This is a genomic window from Candidatus Methylomirabilota bacterium (assembly GCA_003104975.1).
Lineage (GTDB): Bacteria > Methylomirabilota > Methylomirabilia > Methylomirabilales > Methylomirabilaceae > Methylomirabilis.
Genome location: PQAM01000004.1, coordinates 184,066 through 202,798, shown reverse-complemented (window position 1 = coordinate 202,798; position 18,733 = coordinate 184,066). Strand labels below are relative to the sequence as shown.

Sequence of the window (18,733 nt, the reverse complement as noted above, 5' to 3'; positions counted from 1 at the left end):
AGCGACAGGAGCACACAATGCCAGAGGGCGCCTTCTTCGTTATCATGGTGACGAAGATCGTTGTAGTCTTCGGCCTGATGTTGCTGAGCGTCAGCTACCTGACCTGGCTGGAACGGAAGGTCATCGGCGACATCCAGGTCCGGCTCGGTCCGATGCGGGTCGGTCCCCACGGGCTGCTGCAGCCGATTGCCGACGCGATCAAGCTCCTGTTCAAGGAGGAGATCGTCCCTCAGGCGGCCGACCGGACGCTCTACCTCCTCGCCCCTGCGATCGCCTTGATCCCCGCCCTCATCTCCTTTGCCGTCATCCCCTTTGGAGACCAGGTCCGGCTTTTCGGACAGACCATCGACCTGGTCATCACCGACGTCAATATCGGACTGCTGTACGTCTTTGGTGTGGCCTCGCTGGGCGTCTATGGGATCGTCCTGGGCGGGTGGGCATCGAACAACAAGTATGCGCTGTTAGGGGGGTTGCGTTCCTCGGCCCAGATGATCAGCTATGAACTCTCATTGGGTCTGTCGGTGATCGGGGTGGTGATGCTGTCGCAGTCGCTGAGCCTGGTAGAGATTGTGGGCGCCCAGGCCAGGACCTGGTTTATCCTCCTGCAGCCGATCGGATTCCTCATCTTCCTGATCTGTGCGGTCGCCGAGACCAACCGCGCGCCCTTCGACCTGCCGGAGGCCGAGACGGAGCTGGTCGCCGGCTTCCATGTCGAGTACGGTTCGATGAAGTTCGCCATGTACTTTATGGCGGAGTACGCCAACATGATTACGGTATCGGCCATGACGACAACGTTGTTCCTGGGCGGGTGGAGGGGGCCGTGGCTGCCGCCGGTGGTCTGGTTTCTCATCAAGCTCTATCTTGTAATCTTCCTCTTTATCTGGCTGCGAGGGACGCTGCCGCGCTTCCGATACGACCAACTGATGCGATTCGGATGGAAGGTGCTGCTGCCGGTCGCGCTGGCCAATGTCATAGTGACGGCCATCTTCGTGGCGTTGAGGTAGGGATGGAATGGGTGATGTTCGTTCCGCTGGCGGTCATAGCGCTTGTGACCGCAGTGATGGTCATCGTCCTGCGCAGTCCGGTCTACTGCGCCCTCTCGCTGGTCGGGACCTTCTTTGCGCTGTCGGGGCTCTACCTGTTGCTGCAGGCCCAGTTTATCGCCGTCGTCCAGGTGATCGTCTACGCCGGCGCGATCATGGTCCTGTTCCTGTTCGTGGTCATGTTGCTGGATCTGGGCCATGAACTGCCTGCCTGGTTGCAGCGGGATCGCCCCAGGCTTCTGTTTGGCGCTGGTGCGGCGCTGCTGTTATTGCTTGAACTGGCGATCCCTGTCGGCTCCTGGACCGTTCGTGCGCCCCAGGGCCCCCGAGCGTCCGAACCTGTCGGCGCCATCGGAACGACGCAAGTCGTCGGGCGCCTTTTATTCACCGATTTTCTGATCCCATTTGAGATTATGTCGGTCATCCTCCTCATTGCCATTATTGGCGCCATGGTCCTGGCCAGGAAGTAGCAAAGACAGGGTATAGGGTTTAGGGTATAGGGTTTGTAGGGGCGCTGCTTGCTGCGCCCCGTGCGAGGTGTGAAGTGCAATGACAGCGACTGTGCCGTTGAGCGCATACCTGATCCTGAGCGCCGCGCTGTTTGTCATCGGGGTGGCGGGGGTCCTGATCCGCCGTAATGCGCTGGTGATCTTCATGGCGATCGAGCTGATGCTGAATGCGGTCAATCTGACCTTTGTAGCATTCTCACGGTTCTTGCACTCGATGGATGGGCAGATCATTGTGTTGTTTGTGATGGCGGTGGCGGCGGCTGAGGTGGCTGTGGGATTGGCCATCATTATTGCGCTGTACAGAAACAAAGAGTCGGTGAATGTGGATGAGATTAATCTCCTTAAAGGCTAGTGCTTAATTGCGAAAGTTAGCGCACATACGCCGTCATACCCGCGAAAGCGGGTATCCAGTACAATCAATGGATTCCCGCTTAAGGACTGCGGGAATGACGTCAGGGATATTAATGCAATTAAGCGCTACACCCCACACCCCCTACCCTGACCTATGATTTGGCTGATTCCGGTTATCCCGCTGGTGGGGAGCCTCATCGTTGGCCTGGCAGGTCGTCGGATGTCGAGAGGCCTGATAGCGGCACTCGCCTGCGGGGCTGCGGCACTCTCGCTGATCCTCTCGGTACTCTCGCTTGCCGATCTCCTATCACTGCCGAGGGAGGCGCGTGTACTCCACGCCTCCCTCGGCTCCTGGATCGCCTCCGGCGACCTTTCGGTCTCCTTCGCGTTCCTGTTCGATCCTCTCTCTGCCGTCATGGCGTTGGTGGTGAGCGGCGTCGGCCTGCTGATCCACATCTACTCCATCGGTTATATGAAGGAGCATCGCGACTACCACCGCTTCTTTGCGCTGCTCAACCTCTTCCTGGCCGAGATGCTGATCCTCGTCCTGGCCGACAACTACCTCCTGCTCTTTGTGGGATGGGAGGGGGTCGGCCTCTGTTCGTACCTGTTGATCGGTTTCTGGTTTGAGCGGCCGGCGGCGGCGGCTGCCGGAACTAAGGCCTTCCTGGTCAACCGGATCGGCGACGCCGCCATGGTGGTCGGACTGATCTGGATGATCCTGTTGTTCGGATCGCTGGACTTTCGGATCGTCTCGGCCGATGCACCGAGCGTGCTGGCGTATGGTTCTATGACCGCGTCGCTGCTCACCCTTCTGCTCTTTATCGGGGCCACCGGCAAGTCGGCGCAACTGCCGTTGTATGTCTGGCTCCCCGATGCGATGGAGGGCCCGACCCCCGTCTCGGCGCTGATTCATGCGGCCACCATGGTGACGGCGGGCGTCTACCTGGTTGCGCGTTCCGCGCCGCTGTTTCAACTGGCCCCGGTCAGCCTCGAAATTGTGGCCTGGGTCGGTGGTCTCACGGCCCTGTATGCCGCCAGCATCGCCCTGGTGCAGACCGACATCAAGCGGGTGATCGCCTACTCGACCATCTCGCAGCTTGGCTATATGTTTTTGGGTCTGGGGGTTGGGGCATACGCCGCCGGGATCTTCCACCTGATGACCCACGCCTTTTTCAAGGCGCTCCTCTTTCTGTCGGCCGGTTCGGTGATTCATGCGCTGGCCGGCGAGCAGGATATTCGGAACATGGGCGCTCTTCGGCAGTCGCTTCGCGTTACGGCCGGGAGTTTTCTGGTCGGCGCGTTGGCGAATGCCGGGGTTGTCCCCTTCGCCGGCTTCTGGAGCAAGGATGAGATCCTTGCTGCCGTCTACACCTCGGGGCATATGCCGCTCTGGATCATCGGTGTGCTGACCGCCGCGGGTACCGGGCTCTACATGTTTCGTCTCTACTTTCTCGCCTTCGAGGGAAAGCCGAGACTTGACGTCCATACGATGAGCCACGTACATGAGGCGCCGTGGAGTATGCGCCTGCCGCTTCTGTTGTTGGCGTTCGGATCGGCCACCGTCGGCTTTGTCGGCGTCCCGTCGGGATCGGGTCTCTTTCAGCGATTTCTGAGTTCGGTCTTTCCCGCATCGGGGCATGAGGGCGCCGCCGACCTGGGTTCCGAGGTCGTGCTTGCGGTTGCGGCCCTTGTGATGGCTGTGGGCGGGATTGTCGTCGCCTATCGGTACTGCCTTCTGGATCCCAATAGGGCCGAACGACTGGCCCAGCGCCACCCGGCCCTCTACCGCATCCTCTTGCATAAATATTGGGTTGATGAGTTCTACGATGCGACCGTGATCAGGCCGACCGTCGGCTCTGCCCGGATGCTGTCGGAGGCGCTCGATGCGCGTGCCATCGACGGGTCGGTCAACGGTATTGCGGTGCTTACAGCTTGGGCCGGGAGCCTGTTGAGGCGACTACAGACCGGCGAGGTTCCGGCCTATGTCCTCTCAATCCTGGTGGGCGCCGTGGTCCTCCTGGGGTACCTGGCGTTTTCCGGATAGGATGCAACGGACACTATGCACCAGATAGATTGGCCGATCCTCTCAATACTGATTATCGTTCCGCTCTGTGGCGTCCTGGTGCTTGCATGTGTGGACGGGGCTCGTGAGCCGCTGATCAAGCGGCTTACACTGGCCGTCGCCGGACTCACCCTCCTGTTCTCGTTGATAGTGTATGCGCGCTTTGATCCGACCGAGGCCGGGATGCAATTCGTTGAGCGGGCGCCATGGATCGACGCGATCGGCAGCAGCTATCTGCTCGGCGTAGATGGGATCAGCCTGCCGATGCTGCTGCTGACGACGTTGCTTACGCCTATCGCGATCCTGGCCTCCTTCTCCGGGATCACGAACCGGATAAAGGCATACATGATCTGCATGCTGCTGCTTGAAGCCGGCATGATCGGTGTCTTTGTCGCCCTGGATCTGGTCCTGTTTTATGTCTTCTGGGAGGGGATGCTGATCCCGATGTATTTCCTGATCGGCGTATGGGGCGGGCGGCGGCGGGTCTATGCCACAGTGAAGTTTGTCCTCTATACGATGGCAGGAAGTGTCCTGATGCTGCTGGCGATGATCGCGGTAGCCTTTCAGTATCGCAGCAGTACAGGCTGGTTGACGTTTGATCTGCTGGAGTTGATCGGCGGGTCGATCCCCTATGACACCCAACTGTGGCTCTTTGCCGCCTTTGCGCTGGCCTTTGCCATCAAGGTGCCGATGTTTCCGTTTCATACATGGCTGCCGGATGCCCACGTGGAGGCGCCGACGGCTGGGAGCGTCCTGTTGGCCGGAGTCCTGTTGAAGATGGGGACGTACGGATTCCTTCGGTTCGCGCTCCCGCTCTTTCCGGAGGCTGCCGCTGCCTTTACCCCGCTGATCTCCGTGCTGGCCGTTATCGGCATCCTGTACGGTGCGCTGGTCTCCATGGTGCAGGATGATCTCAAGCGACTGGTCGCCTACAGCTCGGTCAGCCACCTGGGGTTCGTCATGCTCGGGATCTTTGCCATGAACCTGCAGGCCGTGGAGGGCTCTATCCTGCAAATGGTCAATCATGGCCTCTCGACCGGCGCCCTCTTCCTGCTGGTCGGGATGATCTATGAGCGACGCCACACCAGGATGATCGAGGAGTTCGGCGGGCTCTCGCGACCGCTCCCGCGCTTTGCGCTCTGTTTCCTGGTGGTGGTCATGTCGTCCATCGGTCTGCCTGGCCTGAACGGGTTTGTCGGGGAGTTCCTGATCCTGGCCGGAACGTTCCGCGTCCACAAGGGGTTGGCGGTGCTGGCCGCCATCGGCATCGTCCTGGCGGCGATCTATATGCTCTGGATGTGGCAACGGGTGATGTGGGGGCAAAGCCGTCGTGCCGACAACCTGACGCTTCGCGATATGAGCCGCCGTGAGATGGCGATGTTGGTCCCGATTATCCTGCTCATCGTATGGATCGGCCTGAATCCGAATCCCCTCCTCAGACGGATGGATGCGTCGGTGGGACAGCTCCTGGACGGAATGCGGAACGCGACGTCCGAGGCGCGGAGTGCGCGGCATGAAGTGCGAACGATAGGGTGTAGGGTAAGAGACGAGGGTATGGGGTATAGGGTATGGGGTAAGACCCCAACCCCCAACCCCCAAACCCCGCTTTTCACGTGCGAGATGTGAATTGACAGAGCTGGTGCTGCCTCAGATTGACTGGACTGTGTTTGCGCCGCTTATACCGGTGGCCGTTGGCGGTTTCGCGACGCTGATGATCGATCTCTTCCCTTCGTCGGGTCGGAAGCAGGTTGCTGCCATCCTGAGCGTGATTGCGCTGGCGGTATCCATTGTGCTGTCGATCCGTTCATGGGGGACGATTGGGTACGGGGTTCACGACGCGGTTGTCTTGGATCGGTTTACCCTCTTCTTTTACCTTGTGCTCGGCCTGATCGGGATCCTCACCATCCTGCTGTCAATGGGTCATCTTGGCACAGCTACCGCCGATCAGGGCGAGTATTACAGTCTGATCCTTTTCTCGGTCTTGGGGATGATGCTGATGGCCGCCGGGGGGGACCTGATCGTCATGTTTCTCGGGCTGGAAACCTTCTCGCTGGCCCTGTATATCCTCGCCGGGTTCTGGAAGACCGAACTGCGCTCGAACGAGTCGGCGCTCAAGTATCTGCTGCTGGGGGCCTTTGCCGGCGGCTTTTTCCTCTACGGCATCGCCCTGATCTATGGGGCGACCGGCACGACCGTCCTTCGACAGATCATGGCCTTTCTGGCTGATGGGGATCCTCCGTCGCCTCTGTTCTGGATCGGGGGAGGCCTGCTGCTGATTGGATTCGGCTTCAAGATCGCCTCCGTCCCGTTTCATATGTGGGTTCCTGACGTCTATGAGGGGGCGCCCACCTCGGTCACGGCCTTTATGATCGCGGGGACTAAGGCGGCGGCTTTTGCCGCCTTCCTGCGGGTATTCCTGCTGGCGCTCCCTGCTCTTCACGTTCGTTGGTCGGTCGTGATCTGGGTCCTGGCGGTCCTGACTATGACCATCGGCAATCTGGTAGCCCTGGCTCAAAGCAACATCAAGCGGATGCTCGCCTATAGCTCTATTGCGCACGCCGGATATCTGTTGGTGGCGTTGGTCGCCGGCGGATCATCGGGGGTCGCCGGTATCCTCTTCTACCTGGTTGTCTATGCCCTGATGAACCTGGGCGTCTTCGCCGTCATCATCGCGGTGCAACACCACAAGCGAGAGCGACTGTTGCTGAGCGACTATGCGGGTCTCGGATGGCAGCGGCCGTTCCTGGCGGCCTGCATGGCGGTCTTCATGTTCTCGTTGTCCGGGATCCCCCCCACGGCCGGTTTCATGGGCAAGCTGTATATTTTCAGCGCCGCCCTTGAAGGCCACTACCCCGGCCTGGCCGTGATCGGTGTACTGAACAGCGTCGTATCGGTTTACTACTATCTTCGCGTCGTCGTCATTATGTACATGAGTGAGACAGCATCCCCGTCACCGCTCGTCGCGGCGCCTGCCGCGGCCGTCCTGGCCGTACTGGTGTCCGTCCTGGGAACCCTTCACCTTGGTCTGTTCCCGGCGAGCCTGCTCGATCTGGCGCGGCAGTCGGTCTCCGCAATTGTAGGATGAGAGGAACTCTGGCCATGAAAGCGATCAAGATTCCCGAGAAGACGGTCACCCGGCTTTCGATCTACCTGCGCTGTGTGGAGGAGTTGGAGAATGAGGGAACGACGAGCATCTCGTCCAAGCAACTGGCCGATCGTTTCGGTTTGAACTCCGCCCAGGTACGGAAAGACCTGGCCTACTTCGGCCAGTTCGGCATCAGGGGTCTGGGATACTACGTCACCCCGCTGCGGCATAGCCTGGAGGAGATTCTCGGGCTGAAGCGGGGCTGGGAGGTGGCGCTGGTCGGATTAGGGAATCTGGGTTCGGCCTTGATCGCCTACAAGGGGTTTCAGGAGAAGGGCTTCAAAATCTCCGTCGTATTCGATCGTGACCCGGCCAAGGTCGGTCGCCAGATTGATGGCATCCCGGTCATGGATACCGGGTCGATCGCCTCGGTTGTCCGCAAGCGGAAGATCAAGATCGGGATCCTGGCCGTTCCGGCAGCCGGCGCTCAGGCGGTCCTCGATGCGTTGGTCAAGGGCGGGGTGACGGCGGTCCTCAATTTTGCCCCCGCCCAACTGGCCGCCCCCGATTCGGTTAAGGTCCAGAACGTCGACCTGTCGGCCCTCCTGAAGACGCTCAGTTATCACATCGCCCGCGCCGAGCAGCCGCGCCCCCGCACGCCTTGATACCCGACGCCTTCTGCTTGCAGCCAAGCGAGGACCGGTTATGGCGGGTGTACTCTGCATGACTACGAAGTCCTTGGATTTTTACATTGAATCAAGTAAGGTTAGAGTAACTCGCGAGAGGGGGGGCGTGATGAAGGTCACCCGCTACACTTACCTCCTTACTGTGAATGACAGAAAGCGGCATGAACACGTCACTGAACATGGGGCCGTGAAGCGGTTCGCGGTGCAGTATGAGACCTTCATCGACGGAAACTGGTACCCGGTCATTCGCTACGATACCGCCCATGGCTTTCCTCATATGGATAGGATTCGCCCCGATGGCACCCTAGAGAAGATTCCCCTACTCACCAAGGACCTAGGGGAGGCGTTGACATGTGCTGATCAGGACATCGACGAGAACTGGGCACGGTACAAAGAGGCGTATCTGAAAAGGAAGAGATGATGACGGAGCAAGAACTGTTCACGAAAAACCTGAAGCTGTCGACGGAGTTCGACCTCTACCTCGTTGAGCATCCCGACATGGCCGAGCAGATCCCGGAAAACGCCTTAGTCGTCCTCCTGCCAGAGGAGGACCAAGAACTATGCGCCAGGAACCTTGCGTTGGCGAACGCTCGCCGGGAGCCGGGGCAGTCAGTGGTGTACGTCAAGATCGAGAAGGTTGCCCCGCCCCGCTCACGACTGGTAAAGCCACGGGTAGAGGTGGCGGCTTAAGGCGTTCCGTTTGATGGAGATCCCGTAGGGTTCCACGAGCATTCTGCCCGACAGTCAGATTGAATCATCGGATTTACACACGATGCTACCGATTACACGGCGGCCGCTTCGGAATTTCCTTGAAGTCTTGCACTTCCCGCCGCGATACGGGAAACGTATAGGGCTGCTCGCGTGCCTTGAGGTAGGGTTGAGGGGATTCCAAATCGTCCTGCGGGACGTCCTGGCAAAAGACCGTGACGCTGATCTCTCCTTCTGGTAGATCCACGATCCGGTTGGCATTCAGGATTCGGCCACAGATATGCTTGTCCGGAAGATTTTCCAGCACATGCTTGTCCCGATCACGTGCGCGAAAGATAATCCCATTCGGCTGCTCGTCATAGCTCAACGTATTGAGACTGCATTGTGGCAAGATGCGGACACTTCCCTCCTGGGTGTCATACCAGAGCGGTCGTGCCGTCTTGTTCCAGTAGATGAGGTGCTGGGTCGCGCTTCCCACGGAATCCGGCGCCTCCAGAGTTCCGGAATACACATAGCGAGAGGCGCAACCTGACAGGATCAAAACCACCAGCAGCAACCCGCGCAGAGCAGATCTCATCCTCTGAATCCTCCGCAACCAAATTGGCGTAATCAACCCAAAAGACTTACGAGATCATCCCCAAGTCCTGGGTGGAACCAATAGCCGATATGGGCCGACAACCATGCCTTCCCGACATCCACGACCTTGTCATGAATAATCCAACCGCAGTCGTCACCGTCCGTCTTGAACCGCTCGGCGATGACATAGCCTTCATAGGGTTTTCCATAGAATGAACCACTCACGACAGGGTCGGTGCGATCCCAATAGTTGATCCAGCGGAGAAACTTGGTGCTGCCTCGCCCAAGTGGTTTCACTTGGTCGCGCTTGAACATCCGGAGACCGATCGGGGAGCCAAGGGTAATCAGGCCGAGTGCCGGCCACGACTTTCTATTGTCCCGCTCAAAGAGCCCTGGCGTACCAATCAACTGATTCACTGCATCAAAGGCATAGATCGTTCCCAAACTGTGGGCGACCAGATAGAGCGGGTTCCCTTCTTCATGGATTTCGAGGAGCCGATCCACAAGGCCCTGACGAATCTTCTGGGCCGTTGTGTCGCCTTTCAGGGCAATCAGAACATCCAAAACAGTATCCGCGGTGAGGTCCACGACCTTCTCTGCGATGATGTTCGTAAGAAACAGCTTCAGTAGTTGCCGAAGTTGCCGTTGAGCCTCATCATTAATGTTTTCGTACCGGTACATCTCGGTTTCGAAACGGAGCGGCGCGTTATTAAGACGGTTCTTGATCAGCTCTTTGACGAGTTGATGCTGGTTCTGGTCGGCGTCCGTTCCTGATTGGACCCCGTGAATCACGAGGACGCGCTTCGGTTTAGTCGGATCGATGGCCACGTTACTCTTCCTCCACGAGTCAGTTGATCATTCACCCGAGCATGGACCACGTTCAGCTCCATCGAACGGGGTTCTTAGCTGCTGCAAACAGCCTGGCGTCAAGAGGTGTACGATCGATTGTTACCTTCCCTTCTGATTGAGGAGAGTATCGATAGCTTTTTGAAACTCCTCCTCGGTCATCGCCCCCTTCGATCGTCCGAAGAGACTGCCGTCTTTATTGATCAGGAAGGTGGTCGGCGTTCCTTCGATCTGATAGCGCCTGCCGATCTCGCCGGTGGTATCGCGTCCTACAGAATAAGGGATCTTGTACGTCTCGATAAACCTCCGTGCGTCGGCCTCGTTATCCCAGAATACGTTAACGCCCAGCATCACAAGCCCCTTGCCCTTATACTGCTGGTAGATCTTTGCCAGAACGGGAGCCTCCCGTTGACAGTGGGGTCACTTCGAGTGAAAGAAGTTGATGAGTACCGGCTTGCCGCGAAAATCCTTCAGCGCGACCGACTTGCCGTCCAGCAGCGGCATCGTAAAGTCCGGGACAGGGGCCGCGTGAACGGCCTGGGCCACCAGCAGTATACTGATCATAAGTGTTGTGAACATTATTTTTCGCACGGGATTGTTCATATCTGGTTCCTCCAAACGTAGGGGCGCAGTTTACTGCGCCCTCTTTGGGCGTCGCATGCCACGCCCCTACAGTTGTGATTGATGGCTGCTCTTTAATCCAAACCGTACTCTTGCCAGCGCCGGTCCACGAGGGTCTTGGTCTCGCGATCCATCACCTGTTCCTCCGGCCAGTCGCGCGCGAACCCCTCCCCCTTCCACTTCCGCGTACCGTCGATCCCCATCTTGGAGCCGTATTTTGGCAGCCGGCTGGCATGATCCAGCGTTTCAACCGGACCCATGACAAATTCGATGTCGCGCTCCGGATCGATGTGATTCAGGACCTTCCAGACTACCTCGGCCGGATCGCGGACGTTCACCTCCTTATCCACGACCACGATCACCTTCGAGAACATCGCCTGGCCCATGCCCCAGATCGCGTGCATGATCTTGCGCGCGTGGCCCGGGTAGGTCTTGTCGATGCTGACGATGACCAAGTTGTGGAAGACCCCGGCGAACGGCATGTGAAAGTCCACGATCTCCGGCAACTGTTTTCGCAGGAGGGGGAGCGACATCCGTTCCACAGCCGTCCCCATGTGGCAATCCTCCATGGGCGGTCGGCCGACGATGGTGGTCTGGTAGATCGGGTTGCGACGGTGAGTGACGGCCGTCAGGTGAAAGACAGGGTAATAGTCGGGGAGGGAGTAAAAGCCGGTGTGGTCGCCGAACGGCCCCTCCAGGCGCAGCTCATCCGGCTCGACATACCCCTCCAGCACGATCTCGGCGTTGGCCGGGACCTCCAGGTCGACGCTCTCGCACGGCGTCATCTCGACCGCCCGCTTCCGCAGGAAGCCGGCGATCAGCATCTCGTCGACCCCGTCGGGCGCCGGAATGACCGCCGAGAGGGTCGTTGCCGGATCGGGTCCGATGGCCACGGCGACCTCGGTGCGGCGTCCCGATCGCCGGTTTTTCTCGTAGTGTCTGGCCCCGCCGTGGTGGATGTGCCAGTGCATGCCCGCGGTCCGTTCGTCGTAGATCTGCATCCGATACATGCCGCAGTTGCGCGTGCCGGTCTCCGGATCTTTTGTAAAGACCAGGGGGAACGTGATGAACCGGCCGCCATCCAGCGGCCAGCACTTGATGACCGGCAACAGGTCGAACGAGGGCTCTTTCGTGATGCGCACCTCCTTGCACGGGCCGTCCTTTACCCGCTTCGGGAGATAGCTCGCCATTTCCGTAAGCTTCGGCAGCATTTTGAGCTTTTCGAGCCACCCCTCCGGGCTCTTGATCTCGAAGATCCCCCCAAGTTCTTCTGCCAACTCGTCTAGTGACCCACGCTGCAACGCCAGGCAGAGGTGCGCCTCTGACCCAAAGGCGTTGATCAGGAGCGGCATAGAGGAACCCTTGACCCGCTCGAACAGCAGGGCAGGGCCGAGCCGCTTGCTGACCCGATCGGTGATCTCGGTGACCTCGAGAATCGGATCGACCTCGGTCTTGATCCGCTTCAGCAGCCCCCGCTGCTCCAGCGCCGCTATATAAGCCCGCAGATCGTCGTATGCCATATAACGACAGTGATGAGTGAGTAGTGGTTAGTACTTGGTTGCAAAAATACCCGTAACGTCATTCCCGCAGTCCTTAAGCGGGAATCCATTGATTTTACTGGATACCCGCTTTCGCGGGTATGACGGATTTCATACGCTAACTTTCCTAATTAAGTACTAGTGATTGATGTAGGGGCAGGGCTTGCCCGGCCCAAAGAGGGCGCAGCAAACAGCGCCCCTACGCGGCTGGTCGCTGCCTTATTGATCGCTGTCACTATAACGGAGGCAGGTGAGGTCGGCAAGCAAAAATGGGGTAGGCGGCAAGCCGCTCCGGTTTCCCCTCACGCCTTCTCCGTACCCTTTCTTCTTGACACCCACCATGACGGGATTACAATTCGCTGAGGTTGAAGTTGCTGATATTTTGAGAGACGGATTTCACCTCTCGGTTGGCAACGAGAGCTATTTAGACCATGTTGAGTATGGATCCCCTTTGCTTAGAGCCTCATACGAGGTTACGTTCGGAGGTTGTGTGCCATGACACACGTCGATCCTGAGCTGTTATCACGCATCACTATTGAACCTGGGAAATGTGGGGGACGACCGTGTATTCGAGGGAAGCGCCTGCGCGTGAGCGACGTATTGGAACTCTTGGGAGCAGGAGCCACTATTGAGGAGATCCTGGAAGATTACTCGTTTCTTGAACGGGAGGATGTCCTTGCCGCGTTGCAGTACGCCGCGCACCAGACCGACCACCTTATTCTTCATGTTGCATGAAGTTCCTCATCGATAACCAACTCCCCATTGCGTTAAGTCGCTTTTTGCAGACACAGGGGCTCGAATCCCGACATGTAATGGAGTTGGGACTCGATGAGGCCAGCGACCTGGAAATATGGCGGTATGCAGATGCAGAAGATTATGTGATCGTCAGCAAAGACGAGGATTTCCTGCACTTGGTTAATCTGGGCGCCGGCGGGCCATCAGTAGTCTGGGTGCGTCTGGGCAACTGTCGGAAGGGTCCACTGCTCGATGCCTTTGCCCGAGTCCTACCCGAAATCCTCAGTGCCTTGCAGGGCGGACAAAAGGTGGTAGAGATCCGCTAAGCATCCCGAACCCGTCTTATTTCGCCGTGAGGTGCAGGGCCTGGCGGATGCCCTCTGCGAGCCACTGGCGGATTAAGGTCTGGTAGGGAATCGATTGGATCGTCGCAATCTTTTTCAGCGCCTGGATCTGCGCCGGATCAAGCTTGATCGAGATATTCCGGAGTCGGCGCCCCCTTGCGACCTTGTAGGATCTACCGGCGCAACTCCTCGTCCAGGGCGAATTCAATCGGCGCTTCCTCGAGTTCGCTGAGGACGCCTCGACGGTCATAGTATCTGCGGGGGTTTCTTTCACCGTTCCGACAGCCTTTCCCATCTCTTTACCCTCTCCGATGTTGTTGGTAGTACCGCCGCTCGGCGATACCCATATCCCATCCGGTGATGACCAGGATGATACCCCCGGGTCTCTTTTCAAAGACGATCACAAGGAGTCTCCCGTGTCGCTGATACCTCGAGCTGTCACGTTTTATACCGCTGCGTCGATTACGTCATTCGGATTGATTCCGATCGTGGAGGGATCGAGGGTTGCCGCGATCGACCGGCGGTCCCCTGCCAGATCAAGCGGGTGCGGGCGCCCGTAGCGGGCGCCGGTCGTATCGGCGACCAGTAATAGTCCCGGCTGCGACGGCTGTTGCGGGTTCGGTCGGCTGACGACGCCGATCTCGCCGGAGGAAAGTCGCACGCAGGTCCCCACCGGGTAGATACTGAGGCTATGGGCAAGGGTCTGCACGAGCGAGAGCTCAAGACGCCGTTCGAGTCCCAGGCCGTGGAGGTGACGCAGCGCCTGGACAGCCGGCATACCCTTGTGGTAGACGCGATCGCTGGTCATGGCATCATAGATGTCCGCGACGCTGCTGATCAGGCCGAACCGGCTCACCTGGGCCCTCTTCCGGCCAAAGGGGTATCCGCTTCCGTCCAGTCGCTCGTGATGCTCCAGGGCCGGGTGAACGGCCTGCTCGGAAAAACCACTCGACTGGGACAACAGCTCTACCCCTCGCAAGACATGTTGCTTGATAATCTCGAACTCATGAGGCTCCAGGCGGGCCGGTTTATTCAGGATGTCGATGGGAACGAGCATCTTCCCGAGATCGTGCAGCAACATCCCCAATCCCAACTGAAACAGGGTGTCGCGAGACATCCCGACAGATCGGCCCATCGTCAACCCGAGGACAGCCACATTGACGGAGTGGAAGAAGGTATATTCATCAAAGCTCTTGAGGCGGGAGAGGCTGCTGAGTGCATGGGGATTGCGCAGTAGGCTGTCCACCATCTTGTTCACCACATTGCTGGTGGCCGTCAGATCAACCATCCGACCCATTCGGGCGTCCTGCATGGCCTGTTGAATCGTCCGCTTGGCTTCCGCATAGACCTGTTTGGCGTACGGCAACTCCTCTTCAAAGCTGGATGGAGTAACGTCTCCGGATGGCCTCTGGGCGATATCCATCGGATCAATGGCGTCGACTGGACAGGGGAGATCTGGCCCTTTTTCTGTATCGATTTCCACATAGCGGATCCCAGCCTTCCGTAACGCCCGGATCTGATCATCATTGCTGATCTGCATGTGGTGGCGCCAGAAAGGGGTGTTGAACCAGGATTTATCGAGACCGGTCACGTACATCCCGACTCTGAGTTGATCGATCGAAATCCGTCGCTGCATTGGGTATATCTCCCGTCGGCGGATTACCGGGCGCCGATGTGAATTCCTCAAGATCACAATCTCGATCCGGCGCTTGGTTTCCCACATCATCGAGTCACGCCGAATGCGAACCCAGCTTAACATCATGAGGTATTCCGCTCAAGTGAATGAACCTCAGGATACTGTCTACGATCTGTCGTCTCCTTTCGTCACGGCTGGGAAGCTTCTTGGGAGTTCCTTCCGGAACCTGTCGAAGCCCTCTTGCGACCGCTCACGCATTTCTTCCTTGACACCTCCCGGCGCTTTCCGATACAAACCAACGGTTACGCATGAAGGCACAGTTTGTGGAGAGCGCGATGAAGCTGATGATCAGCGTACGGGACGAGCACGAGGCGGCAGCCGCCTTGGCCGGTGGGGCGGATATCATTGATGTCAAGAACCCGGCCGAGGGATCGCTGGGGGCGGCGCGGCCGGAGACGATCACGGCAATCGTTCGAGCGGTCCGGGGCGCAACCCCTGTCAGCGCAGCGATCGGCGATGTTCCGAATCTGCCGGGAACTGTCGCCCTCGCCGGTCTGGGGGCGGCTACCTGCGGGGTCCGATACGTCAAGGTGGGACTGTTGGGCGCTCGGACAGGGGCGGAGGCCGCCTGCCTGCTTGGTGCCGTCAGCGGCGCGTTGCGGATGATGAACAGTACCGTGGGTCTGGTGGCCTGTGCGTACGCCGATGCCGCCCGCGTGGGCTCGCTTGATCCGTTTGAGCTGCCTGATGCTGCTGTCCCCTTTGTTGAGGGATGCCTCATCGATACCGCCATCAAAGACGGGCGTTCGCTCTTTCAGTGTCTTTCAGAAGACGCCATCGCCCGGTTCGTTCAGGCATGCCACGATCGAGGTCTCTTCTGCGGTCTGGCGGGCTCCCTACAGTTGGCGGATCTTCCCAGGGCGCTGGCGCTCGGCGCCGATATTGTCGGTGTGCGAGGTGCAGCATGTGCAGGGGGGGAGCGGCGTGGGGCGTTGTCTGCCGAACAGGTGAAGCTCCTGCGTTCGGTGCTCAGCTATCAGCCATTAGCGGTCAGCTAAGAGCTGTAAGCTGACGGCTGACAGCTTATTGCCGCATAACCACGCAGGTCCCGACTGTTCTCCTGCATTCCAGCCACTCTTTCACACGAGCGGGATGCGTCCCGTTGATGATCCAGCAGCACGCGATCCCGTTCAGCCATCCGCCAAACTCACGATCCACACCGCCGTAACGCTGGAGCTGTACACGCGTAATGCTCGGCAGCAGGGGCGCCGATAGGTTCGCCTTCGGATCCTGCGCGAAGAGTCCGTCTACAGACTTCAAGAGCAGTAGGGTATCGGCCTTTACGAGGCCGGCGATGTAGGCGGCGATCGAATCCGAGGTCACACCCCACGACGGCGTAAAGGGATCCCAACGTAAGAGGGATCGGGAGGGGAGGTAGACCGGAAGGCGACCGTCTCGGACAACCCTCGTGATCTGATGCAGACTGGAGACGGGCGTGGCCAGAGAGGCGAGATCGCACAGTTGAAGACCGTACTGATCCATCGCCAGGATGGCCATCCGATGCGCGGTGCGTTCGGTAAGCCGTGATCGGCGATACTCGGTCCGCACCAGATCGGCAAAGACGCCGCCGCCCGGAACGACCAATACGTTAGCGGAGCCTCTCCACTGCTCAATGGAATCGAGCAGCTTTCCGATCCCTCGCCACCGGCCGAGACTGCCGCCCACCTTGATGACAGTGTCGATTTTCATGAATCACCTATCGGCGCTCGGCTCTGTATGTGCAAGATCGGATCGCTATCGTAGGGGCAGGGCTTGCCCTGCCCATCCTGGGCGCAGCAAGCAGCGCCCCTACATTGCTATCGGGACAATTCGCGTCCCAACAGGTAGGCGGCTGCCGTGCAAGGACTCAATGACACCGCCCCGCTGTCGATGAGTGCCGGGGCGTCACACACTGTAAGGCCCAGTCGTCTTGCGCAGGTCTCCCCCAGGAAGGCGCCGATCCCCACCGGTACGACAGGGAAATGGAGACCGTTCTCGATCCTGGAGAGGACCTGAAACATCCCCTCCGTAATCTGTTGGATCTGCTGTTCGGCGATATAGGCGGCCATAGTGTGAAGCTCGCTCGCTGTGAGGTGCTTGCTGTCTTCGCAGACTACTCTGGCCAGCCGACGCAGCGCCCCCTCGCTCGTTTTCTCGCCCCCGTCTGGCGCTGCGCAGGTATAGTCGTCCGAGGTGAGCTGTCCCAACGCCAGATACACATCGGCAGAGATGGCGAAGTATTCGGCCGATATTCGACAGATCACACCTCGCACAGGGATGCCGGATGCGATGGCAGCGACCGGCGTGCGGAGTGCGCCGGTGTAGATCAGCTCTCCGTGCGCCAACCGCTCGATGTCCCGCTTGCCCCGTGCGATCGGCCTGCCGCCCATGATCGGAATCAGATCGGTCGTGGTGCTGCCGATATCCATCATCAGGCAGTCCGGTTGCCGGGTTGCCAGGACCATCGCCTCGGCGATCCAATTGGTCGGCGCGAGTGTGAGCAGCTCGACCTCCCCCGTGTCTAAACACATAAGCCGACCATCAAGATCGATCGCGTACAGCGGGATGTCGGGGACCGCCGCTCTCACCGCGTTGATGATGAACGCGACCCCTTCGGCCCTGTCGGCGAACGCATCACAGAGCTCTCCGGTCATCGTCACCACCATGGCATCCGTAGGTCCCAGCTCGGCATAGATCGTTTGCAGGAGTGAGTGGAGGCTATTGCTGTTATGCCACAGCTCGAAATGGCGGCGAACCGCGCGCCCGCTTTCCGCACGCCCGTCGGCACACAGCAGGCGGGCGGCCTTCACGTTCGCGCCGCCGATGTCCCATCCAATTATGCGAATCACCGTACGCCCTCTGAGACTGTTATCGTACCGTCCCGCGTGGTAAAGTGCGCCGACCCGATGATGTCGATGTCGGCAGGGTCCGGGAGCTTGCCTGCCGCTGCGTCGAGCATCAGGGCAGCCAAATTCTGTCGAAGGACCTTTCGAAGCCCGACGTACGAGGTTGTGAGGCGAGGATTCACCTCGATAACCACGGCGTCGTCATCAGTCAGGACCAGATCGATTCCCACATACCCTTTGAGGCCGGGGATCGCCTGGACGACCTCCGCCGCCCGATGAAACGCCAGGGTACGGAGCGGGTGCTCAAACGGGACGCACCCCCCGTAATACGTCAGTCGGCTTCGCCCTCTAATCTCCTGGTGGTTCAAGGTGAGCGGGACAGACCGGCTCCCGTCGGTCAAAAGGGAGACGCTGGCATGAACGCCGTCGATGTAGTGTTGCAACAGGAGGTCCTTACCCGGTGTCGTCTGCCTGGCGGTCGCGGCCGTCCGCTCCAATTCCGATGGTCTTTGCGCAATGAATACACCGTCACACCCGACCCCGTCTATCGGTTTTGCGACCACAGGATAGCTAAGCCGCCGATCTATAGACAGCGGGTCATCAACAGGGCGAAGATGAATCGTCTCGGGGGTGGAGATACCGTGCTCCTCCAGCCATCGATGGGTGAGCATCTTGTTGCCGGCAACCTTGACGCCGGCAGTGCCGGATCCTACGACCAACTTGCCGCAACGTTCGACTATTGCCGTGATCGCCTCGAGTCGGCCGTCTGTCTCCGGGGCGATCAGAAACGTGGCATCCGCCTCTACGACCATCTGTCGGAAGGTGTGATGGTAGCCGTCCCTGCTGTCAACGATCTGAAGACCGGGGTGAGGGCGCAGTTGCGGCAGATACCGCCGATCGACCTGCACGACCAGCCGATGCTCTTGAAGGTCAAGCAGATCGGCCAGCAGCGCCTGGAGCATCATGCGCCCCTCTGCCAGCAGCGTCGCCGGGACCGGGCCTTCACCCAACCCGCCGGCCGTGATACACTCATGCACGAATATCTTCATCGCTTAGAATGTCTCCCGTGTCATTGCGAGGCGCAGCCGAAGCAATCTCACAGTCG

The 18,733-nt window shown here is 59.2% G+C and carries 22 protein-coding genes; 12 read left to right on the top strand and 10 right to left on the bottom strand.

Annotated elements, in window-relative coordinates; genetic code table 11:
- Window positions 1-17: 17 nt before the first annotated feature.
- The 9 genes from C3F12_02225 to C3F12_02185 all read left to right on the top strand — a co-directional run bounded on the left by C3F12_02225 (window position 18) and on the right by C3F12_02185 (window position 8,429).
- A complete protein-coding gene (locus C3F12_02225) occupies window positions 18-1,004 on the top strand; it encodes an NADH-quinone oxidoreductase subunit NuoH (protein PWB48597.1) in 987 nt (328 codons plus the stop codon).
- A complete protein-coding gene (locus C3F12_02220) occupies window positions 935-1,513 on the top strand; it encodes an NADH-quinone oxidoreductase subunit J (GenBank protein PWB48596.1) in 579 nt (192 codons plus the stop codon). The genes C3F12_02225 and C3F12_02220 overlap by 70 nt, the downstream gene beginning before the upstream one ends.
- Before the next feature lie 79 nt (window positions 1,514-1,592).
- The gene (locus tag C3F12_02215; GenBank protein ID PWB48595.1) at window positions 1,593-1,904 is read left to right on the top strand and encodes an NADH-quinone oxidoreductase subunit NuoK; all 312 of its coding nucleotides are present in this window, start codon (window positions 1,593-1,595) and stop codon (window positions 1,902-1,904) included.
- 153 nt (window positions 1,905-2,057) lie between these two features.
- Window positions 2,058-3,950 carry an NADH-quinone oxidoreductase subunit L gene (locus C3F12_02210; protein PWB48594.1) on the top strand — a complete coding sequence of 631 codons (1,893 nt, stop codon included), beginning with the start codon at window positions 2,058-2,060 and terminating at the stop codon, window positions 3,948-3,950.
- Between the two features lie 15 nt (window positions 3,951-3,965).
- Window positions 3,966-5,594 carry an NADH-quinone oxidoreductase subunit M gene (locus C3F12_02205; GenBank protein ID PWB48593.1) on the top strand — a complete coding sequence of 543 codons (1,629 nt, stop codon included), beginning with the start codon at window positions 3,966-3,968 and terminating at the stop codon, window positions 5,592-5,594.
- Between the two features lies 1 nt (window position 5,595).
- Window positions 5,596-7,053: an NADH-quinone oxidoreductase subunit N gene (locus C3F12_02200; GenBank protein PWB48592.1), complete on the top strand. Its 1,458-nt coding sequence runs from the start codon at window positions 5,596-5,598 to the stop codon at window positions 7,051-7,053.
- A gap of 14 nt (window positions 7,054-7,067) precedes the next feature.
- Window positions 7,068-7,718, top strand: a complete 651-nt coding sequence (locus tag C3F12_02195) for a redox-sensing transcriptional repressor Rex (protein PWB48591.1) — start codon at window positions 7,068-7,070, stop codon at window positions 7,716-7,718.
- Window positions 7,719-7,758: 40 nt separating this feature from the next.
- On the top strand, window positions 7,759-8,160 hold the full coding sequence (locus C3F12_02190) for a hypothetical protein (GenBank protein PWB48590.1): 402 nt from the start codon (window positions 7,759-7,761) through the stop codon (window positions 8,158-8,160).
- Entirely contained in the window at window positions 8,160-8,429 is a 270-nt protein-coding gene (locus tag C3F12_02185) for a hypothetical protein (GenBank protein ID PWB48589.1), read from the top strand. Before C3F12_02190 ends, C3F12_02185 begins: the two co-directional genes overlap by 1 nt.
- 85 nt (window positions 8,430-8,514) lie before the next feature.
- Here C3F12_02185 and C3F12_02180 read toward each other — a convergent pair whose 3' ends face one another.
- From C3F12_02180 to C3F12_02160, 5 genes are all read right to left on the bottom strand, one after another.
- Window positions 8,515-9,024: a hypothetical protein gene (locus C3F12_02180; GenBank protein PWB48588.1), complete on the bottom strand. Its 510-nt coding sequence runs from the start codon at window positions 9,022-9,024 to the stop codon at window positions 8,515-8,517.
- Between the two features lie 32 nt (window positions 9,025-9,056).
- The gene (locus tag C3F12_02175) at window positions 9,057-9,851 is read right to left on the bottom strand and encodes a hypothetical protein (protein PWB48587.1); all 795 of its coding nucleotides are present in this window, start codon (window positions 9,849-9,851) and stop codon (window positions 9,057-9,059) included.
- A 120-nt stretch (window positions 9,852-9,971) separates the two neighbouring features.
- A complete protein-coding gene (locus tag C3F12_02170) occupies window positions 9,972-10,262 on the bottom strand; it encodes a hypothetical protein (protein ID PWB48586.1) in 291 nt (96 codons plus the stop codon).
- A 27-nt stretch (window positions 10,263-10,289) separates the two neighbouring features.
- Window positions 10,290-10,472, bottom strand: a complete 183-nt coding sequence (locus C3F12_02165; GenBank protein ID PWB48585.1) for a hypothetical protein — start codon at window positions 10,470-10,472, stop codon at window positions 10,290-10,292.
- Between the two features lie 92 nt (window positions 10,473-10,564).
- Complete coding sequence (locus C3F12_02160; protein PWB48584.1) at window positions 10,565-12,010, bottom strand: menaquinone biosynthesis decarboxylase; 1,446 nt, start codon at window positions 12,008-12,010, stop codon at window positions 10,565-10,567.
- A 513-nt stretch (window positions 12,011-12,523) separates the two neighbouring features.
- Here C3F12_02160 and C3F12_02155 point away from each other — a divergent pair.
- Together C3F12_02155 and C3F12_02150 are read left to right on the top strand one after the other, a co-directional pair.
- On the top strand, window positions 12,524-12,763 hold the full coding sequence (locus C3F12_02155; GenBank protein PWB48583.1) for a hypothetical protein: 240 nt from the start codon (window positions 12,524-12,526) through the stop codon (window positions 12,761-12,763).
- The gene (locus tag C3F12_02150; GenBank protein PWB48582.1) at window positions 12,760-13,089 is read left to right on the top strand and encodes a hypothetical protein; all 330 of its coding nucleotides are present in this window, start codon (window positions 12,760-12,762) and stop codon (window positions 13,087-13,089) included. Before C3F12_02155 ends, C3F12_02150 begins: the two co-directional genes overlap by 4 nt.
- 16 nt (window positions 13,090-13,105) lie before the next feature.
- Here the strand turns inward: C3F12_02150 and C3F12_02145 are convergent, their stop codons facing one another.
- Window positions 13,106-13,402 carry a hypothetical protein gene (locus C3F12_02145; protein PWB48581.1) on the bottom strand — a complete coding sequence of 99 codons (297 nt, stop codon included), beginning with the start codon at window positions 13,400-13,402 and terminating at the stop codon, window positions 13,106-13,108.
- Between the two features lie 150 nt (window positions 13,403-13,552).
- Window positions 13,553-14,869 carry a hypothetical protein gene (locus C3F12_02140; GenBank protein PWB48580.1) on the bottom strand — a complete coding sequence of 439 codons (1,317 nt, stop codon included), beginning with the start codon at window positions 14,867-14,869 and terminating at the stop codon, window positions 13,553-13,555.
- Window positions 14,870-15,078: 209 nt separating this feature from the next.
- Here C3F12_02140 and C3F12_02135 point away from each other — a divergent pair, with 209 nt between their 5' ends.
- Window positions 15,079-15,801 carry a hypothetical protein gene (locus tag C3F12_02135; GenBank protein ID PWB48632.1) on the top strand — a complete coding sequence of 241 codons (723 nt, stop codon included), beginning with the start codon at window positions 15,079-15,081 and terminating at the stop codon, window positions 15,799-15,801.
- A gap of 25 nt (window positions 15,802-15,826) precedes the next feature.
- Here C3F12_02135 and C3F12_02130 read toward each other — a convergent pair whose 3' ends face one another.
- The 3 genes from C3F12_02130 to C3F12_02120 form a co-directional block, all read right to left on the bottom strand.
- The gene (locus C3F12_02130; protein PWB48579.1) at window positions 15,827-16,492 is read right to left on the bottom strand and encodes a hypothetical protein; all 666 of its coding nucleotides are present in this window, start codon (window positions 16,490-16,492) and stop codon (window positions 15,827-15,829) included.
- Between the two features lie 107 nt (window positions 16,493-16,599).
- A complete protein-coding gene (locus tag C3F12_02125) occupies window positions 16,600-17,631 on the bottom strand; it encodes a hypothetical protein (protein PWB48578.1) in 1,032 nt (343 codons plus the stop codon).
- A complete protein-coding gene (locus tag C3F12_02120) occupies window positions 17,628-18,677 on the bottom strand; it encodes a hypothetical protein (protein ID PWB48577.1) in 1,050 nt (349 codons plus the stop codon). Before C3F12_02120 ends, C3F12_02125 begins: the two co-directional genes overlap by 4 nt.
- Window positions 18,678-18,733 lie beyond the last annotated feature (56 nt).